The sequence below is a fragment of the Clostridium sp. LS genome (genome assembly GCF_002760435.1).
In the GTDB taxonomy this organism is placed as follows: Bacteria; Bacillota; Clostridia; order Clostridiales; family Clostridiaceae; genus Clostridium.
In genome coordinates, this window is sequence record NZ_AUUU01000039.1 from 134,169 (window position 1) to 142,112 (window position 7,944).

A 7,944-nucleotide genomic window follows, 5' to 3' on the forward strand; every position below is an offset into this window, starting at 1 on the left:
ACTTATGTGTAATATTTAATTTTTGTAATCTTATGCTTCAATAAATTTTATTAGTTCTTTGTTAAATTCCTCACGCTGGTCATAAAATACAGCATGTCCGCTATAATTAAATGGAATAAGTATTGAATTCTTAATCATTTTTTCTTGTATTTGACCTAGCTCAAAAGGTACAATTTTGTCGTGAATTCCATGAATAATTAAAGTTGGAACATTTATTTGTTCTAAATCAGAAAAGAAAACTTCATTTATCCACGCATTTGCAATTGCTGCAGTTGCCCACCCTGCTGCCTGTAACCCTAATTGAAAAAACCAGTTTGAAAAAGCTTCACTTATATGTTGATAAAAAAACATGTCTCCAAATCCTTGAAGCATCTTAGGTCTATCATTATATGTTCCTTCAATAAGCTGTATAACTGTTTCTTTATCTAATCCATAAGGGAAATTAGGACGTTTAATAAGACTTGGAGATACAGCAGCTAAAAGGGCTAATTTTGATACTCCATAACCTTTATGACGAGCCATATATCTTACTGCAATTGCGCCTCCATTTGAATGCCCTGCTAAAGTTATATCTTTTAGCTTTAATGTATCCATTACACACTTAACATCATCAGACAGCCTATCATAATTATAACCTTTATAAGGTTTATCTGAATCTCCAAATCCTCTTGTATCTATGCCAATACACCTATACCCTAGTTTTGGCAAAATATCAAATTGATATTCAAATAATTTATGACTTCCTGGCCAACCGTGAATAAATAGAATTGTTTTCTCAGCCCCATCGTTAAGGTCTTCAACATATATCTTTACATCTGGCTCTACTTTTACATAGTAACCCATTAAAATTGCCTCCAATAGAATCATTTATAATTTATATCATATAAGCTTGGAGCTAAATTTGTGTATAAACATTTTTTATATTTAAAATGCCAGATATAAGTAGTGAATAAAAAAATATTTATATATCTACTACATTGAAACCTTCATTTTGTGCTCTTTCTACAAAATTCTCTCCATCGATATGCATACAATAAACTTGTTTTCTATATTCCTTAGGGATAATTTCACTTAATACCCTTAAGGAAGTATGCATATTACCAGCATAATCATCAAGGCATGTATCATGATATATAAGATTACCTTCTTTCAGAAAAGAAATGACCTCGATATTAGTTTCATATGTATCTCCACTAAAAAAAATGTCATTTCCTTCATCAAATTTTAATGTATATGAATAGGTTTTAACTGTCATAGAGTGCTTAGTCAAGGATGGTTGAAACTCTAACCCTAATTCACTAATTCTTGTGTTTTCATCAATTATAATAAAACTTTGATTTTCAATTAAACCAACCAGTTCTAAAAATTTTCTCATCTTATCTGTTTCATAAAAATAAAGCTTAGTTACTATTTTATATTTCCAAAAGCAAAATCCAATAAAACTACCTATTGAACCAATATGATCAGAATGCATATGAGTTACTAATAAATATATATTCTTAATTCCATCAACTAGTTTTTTTTCAACGATTGTTTTGAATACAGTTTCCCCACAATCTATTAATAGTAAAGTTTCATTTTTTATAATGTAAGCTGAAGTATTTCCCTCCTTAGTGTTATACCCTGAACCTCTTCCAAGAAAGTTTAATTTATTCATAGAACACCTCTTTTAACTTTAACCCATTCGCTCCTGCCTTAAAACTTTTAATAAATAAGTCAAAAACACCTTTAATTAATTGTGCGTTCTGAATTTCATAATTTAACTTAAGTATTTCAATTGCAGCCTCAATAGTACATAGTTCTCCTTCTGATGCACCTCTCCTCAAAGTATATTCTGACTTATGAATTGGATTTAATGAAATTCTTGGCAACTTCTTTAAATAATCGCTCTTTCTCAATATTTTATTAGCTTCTTTCCATGTACCATCTAAGATAATAAATACTGGAGTTTTTTCAGAACTTTTATGTTCAAATCTTCTTTCTGGTGAATCACTATTATCTATAGGGAATAGTAAATATTTTTCATAATCTTCATTATTTATATACTCAATTAATTTTTCTGAAATTTTTGTTCGCTCCCAAAGAATTATCTCTGTCGATTTTGGATTAAGTAATTTCAATAATCTAGCTGTATTTGAAGGTCTACTGAATTCTTTTTCCGTTGACAGTATTAATATCTTTGCTTTAGTTTCTATTTGAGGAACAATATTGCAGATACAATTAATTAGTGGTAACCCGCATTTACTGCAACTTTCGTACAATTTTGTAATTTGCTTAACTTTATATTTTGAATCCATGTTGCCTCCTACATTAATGTTTTAAATAACTATATACAATAATATAAAAATTAAGATACATATTTAAATGTCCTTCCTATCAAACAATTATCTAGGATTATTTTTCAAATCATAATCCATTTGTACATTATAAGACATTGGAATGATTTAATTATAACTTATATTGTTATTATTACATTAGTTAATTTACAATGAATTTCTTTTGCCGTTAATTTTTACTTATATATTATAGAGGAATGTGACATACGTAATTATCTTACTTTAGTTCAACAATCTTTATCCCTTTTTTTATATATTTCCTGATCATGTGCTTCATCACAATGCTATTTGGAGTACTAATTGCATCTTTAACTATATTTACTTTATATTTTCTTTTAAGTGCTCCTAATGCTGTTTTGTATACGCAAGAAGCTGCATCAAGTCCAGCCAGATATACTGTATCAATCTCATTTTCTACAAGATATTTTGAAAACTCCTCTGATGTAAAAGCATCCTGTTGATGTTTAACAAAAATTTTACCGTCAGTAGTCTGGAGATACCTGCTAAGTTTTGTGCCAGCCTGATTAGCTAATAGCCTGCCACCTGTAACAAGAGCTGCAAAAGGTAATTCGATAATGGAAAATTCTTGACAAATATAAATGATTTTGTAGTTCATTTTTTGAGCATAGCTAATAGAATTATTTACCTTATCCAAAAAATTTAAATAATCTTTATAAATACCATTCTCCCCACAGATGTCTTCCTGTATATCCATAATAATCAGTGCTTGTTTAGGATTTTCATAATTTGTTATTTCTCTTCCACGCGATGTAGCAAAAAAGAAAGCAAATCGAATTAAAAGTGGTGAACTAACCAGTAGAAAAGTTATTGGTTTTAAGTAAATTCCAAAAAGAATAACTATACTTACAGCACAGATTCGTATGAACGTATATTTCGCTTTAACTTTATTCATGAACTTCTTACCTCCTAAAATTATATTAATAATTTTTACTTATTCTTTACCTTAACAATACCATTTAGCACAAGTTCAAAATAGTGATAAAAATTATATTTTAATACTGACAAATGTCATATAATCGAAATATTTTCAACGTATTATGATTAATAGCGTAATTAATCATATTCAAAGAACATATTTATGAAGTGAATTAAATTTGTGAATTACATATAATATAAATTGATTTATTAATTCGATTATTAAAATTTTGAGAGAAGGTTAGCCATGAAAAAGTTGATAAACATATTTTTCATTTTTTACTATTAACATTTGCTTTAAACAGAAGGCGTAATCATAAATATATATCAGAAAACTCTATATTAGTAGTTTGTATAAGACGGTTATCGTTCATTAAATCCAGCATTAGCTTTTCATTTTTCTCCTCAATTGCCTTCTCATCAGGAAGAACGATCGTAAACGTCGCACCTTTTCCTAATTTACTTTTTACATTTATACTTCCACCCAATGCTTCTACAAGCTTTTTTACCAATGACAAACCAATTCCTGTTCCCTCTGCCTGGCGTGATAGCGAACTATCAACCTGTCCAAACCTTTCAAAAATTATATCTAACTTATCTGGCGGTATACCTATTCCATAATCCTTGACTTCAATATTAATATTACCTTTTAGCAACCGCAAGCTCACCGTAATAGATTTACCCTCCGGTGTAAATTTGATAGCATTAGAAAGAAGATTTAAAATAATTCTTTCATATTTTTCATCATCTAGACCTATTATTTTTTTCGAAAGCTTTGATACAAATTTGACCCTTACTCCCTTTTTGGAAGCAAATTCATATACAGATTCAGTTATTGCTTTTGTAAGGAAAACAACATCGATATTTTTTTTATTTATCTTAATATTCCCTACATTAGCACGAGTAATATCAAGAAGATTATTAACAAGTCTCAGTTGTCTATTAGTATTTTGTCTAATAGTTCCCATATATTTTTTAACCTTCTCTGTCATTTGATCTGAATAAACTAAATTCAAAGTCTGAATTGCTGTATTAATAACATTAAGCGGCATTCTAAATTCATGTGAAATTACAGATAAAAATTCATCTTTCATATCCATTGCATTCTTAAGTGCCTCATTTATTTTCTCAAGTTTTTCCTTTTGTTGCTTTAATAGGTTTGCCTGCATAGTTAACTGTTCATTTTGCTTCTTAATAATCTTTGACTGCTCCTCCATAACTTTTCTATTTAACACTTTTTCAGTTACATCTGTTGTAATTTCAATGCAATATTTTAAAATACCATTTTCAAACACTGGGGCTAAACTTGCCTCCCAATATGTAATTCCTCTTTCAAATTCAAACATATACTCATCACTATAAAACGGCTTTTGTGTTGAAAGTACACTTTTCCATATATTTTCAGAGGTGCTACCGATCCAACCAGGTATAATCTCGTGTATTCTTTTTCCTATGGAATTTTCCTTATTTTTAAAAGGATTATCAAGAAAATTAAGATAAGTTTGATTAGCTTTCAATAGAGTTATGTCAGGTACACTAAAGATAGCAACTCCAAGTGCATTATGGGAACACAATGCTTCTACTACTGGGAATCTGACGTCTAGATGTGAATTAGGCTTTTCAGAAAAAATATATACCTTTTCAATTATACTTTCGTTCACTTTTATATTTATAAACCTAGCATCCAAGGATTTAGAAAAAAGAAAATACTCACTTTCACTATTAATATTTCTTTCATTAATGCTAGGACCGATTTTTAAAATATTGAATATCTCACTAATATTTTTATTTAATAATTCTTCTTCCGAATATTCAGTCATACTAGCAAATTCTTTGCTGATTTCAGTAGCAATTTCATTTCTTACTACTATATGAGACTGTTTATTAGTAACATCAAATGAATCATAGAATATCATCGTAATGGCTCACTCCCCAATTCTTAATTTTTTCGTTGTTTTATCACATGCATTATTTTACCATGCTATTCCACACAATTCTATTATTCAGCATACTTTAACTTTTGCTTAACAAATTAGTTTCTTATTTTATATATGCATTAAAATTTCTTTCAATTATATGATATAATACGAGTAACATATTCATATTGGGGGTGTTTTTTTATGAAGGTCTGTGAAACATTCAGCTTTAAATCAGTTTGCTCCTTGCAAAGATTACAACAAAGTCAGCTATGCTTTGTTTGGAGCCTAAGCTGTTAAGTTAGCTGGGATGCGTGCATTTTTAGGTTCTGTAACGCATAGCTTTTTTGTATTCTTTGCTTTAATACTTTTTTATAAGTGGAGGAGTAAGGAAATGAAATATGCAAAGGCACAAGATGTGTTACCAGAGGAAATTGTTAAATTAATACAAAAGTATGTAGATGGAAAATATCTTTATGTACCCAGAAAAGATGAAAACCATAAAGCCTGGGGAGAAAAAAGCGGTATAAAGAATAGCCTTAAGGTAAGAAATAGTGAGATTTATAAAAAGTACATTAATGGAGCTACTATTAATGAATTAACTCAAGAATATTATTTATCAGAAAAAAGTATAAGAAGAATAATAGGTCAAGAGAAAACTCTTTTCTCACAATCATTACAGAACTATATATTAGATTGAATACTTTTTTAAAATCATGTTATGATTTCATTGTGGCAATCCAATGAAAGTATAATTTCTGATTTAAGACAAGATTCAAAGGTAAATAATTATGAATATACAATACGTTTTAATCAGGATGATTACTGTTACTTTCAAATGGAGTAACAATAGTCATCTTTTTATTTTGAAAAATAAAACTGAAAATAATTGAGCAATCAAGATAATATTTCATAGAAAAGAGGTACAAGATTTTATGAATACTTTTATAAAAAAACATCAATATAATTATATAAGAAAATGTTTAACTGACTTAAATAATGCTTATAGAAGTTCAGTAGATACAAATATCATTGAAGCTACTAAAGCATATATAAACGAAAAAATATTAAGGATTTTTCCAAATTTATCGGAAGATGAAAAAGAATTACTGGATATTACTAAAATAAAGGATCCCTTATACATTGATAAGTATTTATCTGGTTTAAATCAATATGTATATGGAATGCCCAACATTACAAATGCACAGCTTAATAAGTTGTTTAAAAAGGAAAAGAAACTTAAACTACCAAGCTCAGATGCTCAGGATTCAAAGAACGTATATTTAGGCTGGATTGATGAATCAATTAGGAAATTATTTATTGCATACAATATGAATGGTAGTCTAATTGGTATGTCATGTAGAATCACAAATCATAAATCAAGTAACACCCATATATGCGCACTTTGCAACCGTATAGGACGTGAAGATGAAGTGGCCTTTGTTTCACCTATATGTAAAACAGATAATACTGGAGAAGGCGCCTATAAATCAATAGGTTTTGATATATGTTTAGATAGTGAGAAATGCAATAATAGAATTGTATCAATTGAAAAGCTTGAGAGAATTTTAAAGGAAGTCAACAATATAAAATAATAGATATTGTATATTCAAAACATCATCACAAATAAAAGACTGAGGAGTAAATTATTTTAAGTTTTATATTAGAAAGAAAGTGAATTCTTAATGAAAAGAAGAATGCACTTTCTTTTGATAAATATAGGCACCCTATTAAAATCCAAACATTATAAATTTGCATCCTTCTTTTTCATGTAACATTAATTTTAAAAAAATCATTTAAGTTCTTATTTATAATTATTTTACCCCTTTCTAATTTTATATAGCCTTCCTTTTCAATTTGCTTTAATTTTCTACTTACAACTTCCCTAGCTGAATCAATCTCAAAAGCTAATTCGCTGTGAGTGGCATAAATTATGTTACTCTTTTTACTCAACAATAATTTTACAAGCCTTGTTTCTAATGATTCATGGATTATTTCTTCTTTATTTTCAATAATAGTATTAAATTTTCTATATAAATCCTCATAAATATATAATAAAAACTTACTATCAGTTATAACATGTAATCTCATAATGTCTAAAGGAATAATACATATTTCCGAATCTTGAATAGCTTTTCCAGTTATATTTAATGATTCAAAATTTGATAAACAGGTTAAAGCCTCATGGCAAAACTCACCTTGTTTAATATTATACAGATTTGTTTCATCTCCATTTTTATTTATTTTTTGAATTTTAATTGTTCCCTTTACTACAAATAAAATTCCTGAACATGTACCCTCTTCTGATTTCATATATTGATCTGCATATAAAGTCTTAAAAATTGCATGTGAGCTTATAATCTCGCTATTTCTGTCATTTATTTCTTTTAATATCGGATAACTTTCATATAAAGCCTTTAGATTTTTTGCTTTTATACTTAATACGTCATCATAATCTTTCATCTAACTTCCTCCATGAAATTATAATTTAATTAATAAAGCTTGTCACAATTTAAACTTTAGTATTTTAATTTTCTACTTAAATAATTATTTATTCTATAACCCATTATAAAGGAAAATTTTAAAAATTGAGTGTGACTTAGTCACATTATTAACTAAATTTAAAACTCAATTAAAAAGAGTGTCATAAACACCTTAAGACACTCTCATAATTCTTAGTTTCATTAGGCACTATCAAATAAATAACAAGTCCATTTGCCAGCCTATTTTCCATCATCAAAGGAGGTTAAATTGCA

General features: G+C 28.1%; 8 protein-coding genes. 2 read left to right on the top strand and 6 right to left on the bottom strand.

Annotated elements, in window-relative coordinates; genetic code table 11:
- Positions 1 to 30: 30 nt before the first annotated feature.
- The 5 genes from COL3_RS10330 to COL3_RS10350 form a co-directional block, all read right to left on the bottom strand.
- On the bottom strand, positions 31 to 843 hold the full coding sequence (locus tag COL3_RS10330) for an alpha/beta hydrolase (protein WP_008424540.1): 813 nt from the start codon (positions 841 to 843) through the stop codon (positions 31 to 33).
- 118 nt (positions 844 to 961) lie between these two features.
- Positions 962 to 1,657 (bottom strand): MBL fold metallo-hydrolase, encoded by a 696-nt coding sequence (locus tag COL3_RS10335; protein ID WP_008424542.1) that lies wholly within the window; start codon positions 1,655 to 1,657, stop codon positions 962 to 964.
- Entirely contained in the window at positions 1,650 to 2,297 is a 648-nt protein-coding gene (locus COL3_RS10340; protein ID WP_008424543.1) for a tRNA-uridine aminocarboxypropyltransferase, read from the bottom strand. Before COL3_RS10340 ends, COL3_RS10335 begins: the two co-directional genes overlap by 8 nt.
- A 256-nt stretch (positions 2,298 to 2,553) precedes the next feature.
- Positions 2,554 to 3,249, bottom strand: coding sequence for an isochorismatase family cysteine hydrolase (locus COL3_RS10345; protein ID WP_008424545.1), 696 nt, complete (start codon positions 3,247 to 3,249; stop codon positions 2,554 to 2,556).
- A gap of 337 nt (positions 3,250 to 3,586) precedes the next feature.
- Positions 3,587 to 5,188 carry a PAS domain-containing sensor histidine kinase gene (locus tag COL3_RS10350; protein ID WP_008424547.1) on the bottom strand — a complete coding sequence of 534 codons (1,602 nt, stop codon included), beginning with the start codon at positions 5,186 to 5,188 and terminating at the stop codon, positions 3,587 to 3,589.
- 394 nt (positions 5,189 to 5,582) lie between these two features.
- On the opposite strand from COL3_RS10350, the gene COL3_RS10355 reads away from it, so the two are divergent.
- Together COL3_RS10355 and COL3_RS10360 are read left to right on the top strand one after the other, a co-directional pair.
- On the top strand, positions 5,583 to 5,888 hold the full coding sequence (locus tag COL3_RS10355) for a CD3324 family protein (RefSeq protein WP_008424549.1): 306 nt from the start codon (positions 5,583 to 5,585) through the stop codon (positions 5,886 to 5,888).
- A gap of 235 nt (positions 5,889 to 6,123) precedes the next feature.
- Positions 6,124 to 6,783, top strand: coding sequence for an elongation factor G-binding protein (locus tag COL3_RS10360; protein WP_008424551.1), 660 nt, complete (start codon positions 6,124 to 6,126; stop codon positions 6,781 to 6,783).
- 172 nt (positions 6,784 to 6,955) lie between these two features.
- Here COL3_RS10360 and COL3_RS10365 read toward each other — a convergent pair whose 3' ends face one another.
- Entirely contained in the window at positions 6,956 to 7,651 is a 696-nt protein-coding gene (locus COL3_RS10365; RefSeq protein ID WP_008424553.1) for a Crp/Fnr family transcriptional regulator, read from the bottom strand.
- Between the last annotated feature and the right edge of the window lie 293 nt (positions 7,652 to 7,944).

Bases quoted from the DNA above. Each gene is read 5' to 3' on its own strand.
- COL3_RS10330 (WP_008424540.1), bottom strand. From the start codon at position 843: ATGGGTTACTATGTAAAAGTAGAGCCAGATGTAAAGATATATGTTGAA.
- COL3_RS10335 (WP_008424542.1), bottom strand. From the start codon at position 1,657: ATGAATAAATTAAACTTTCTTGGAAGAGGTTCAGGGTATAACACTAAG.
- COL3_RS10340 (WP_008424543.1), bottom strand. From the start codon at position 2,297: ATGGATTCAAAATATAAAGTTAAGCAAATTACAAAATTGTACGAAAGT.
- COL3_RS10345 (WP_008424545.1), bottom strand. From the start codon at position 3,249: ATGAATAAAGTTAAAGCGAAATATACGTTCATACGAATCTGTGCTGTA.
- COL3_RS10350 (WP_008424547.1), bottom strand. From the start codon at position 5,188: ATGATATTCTATGATTCATTTGATGTTACTAATAAACAGTCTCATATA.
- COL3_RS10355 (WP_008424549.1), top strand. From the start codon at position 5,583: ATGAAATATGCAAAGGCACAAGATGTGTTACCAGAGGAAATTGTTAAA.
- COL3_RS10360 (WP_008424551.1), top strand. From the start codon at position 6,124: ATGAATACTTTTATAAAAAAACATCAATATAATTATATAAGAAAATGT.
- COL3_RS10365 (WP_008424553.1), bottom strand. From the start codon at position 7,651: ATGAAAGATTATGATGACGTATTAAGTATAAAAGCAAAAAATCTAAAG.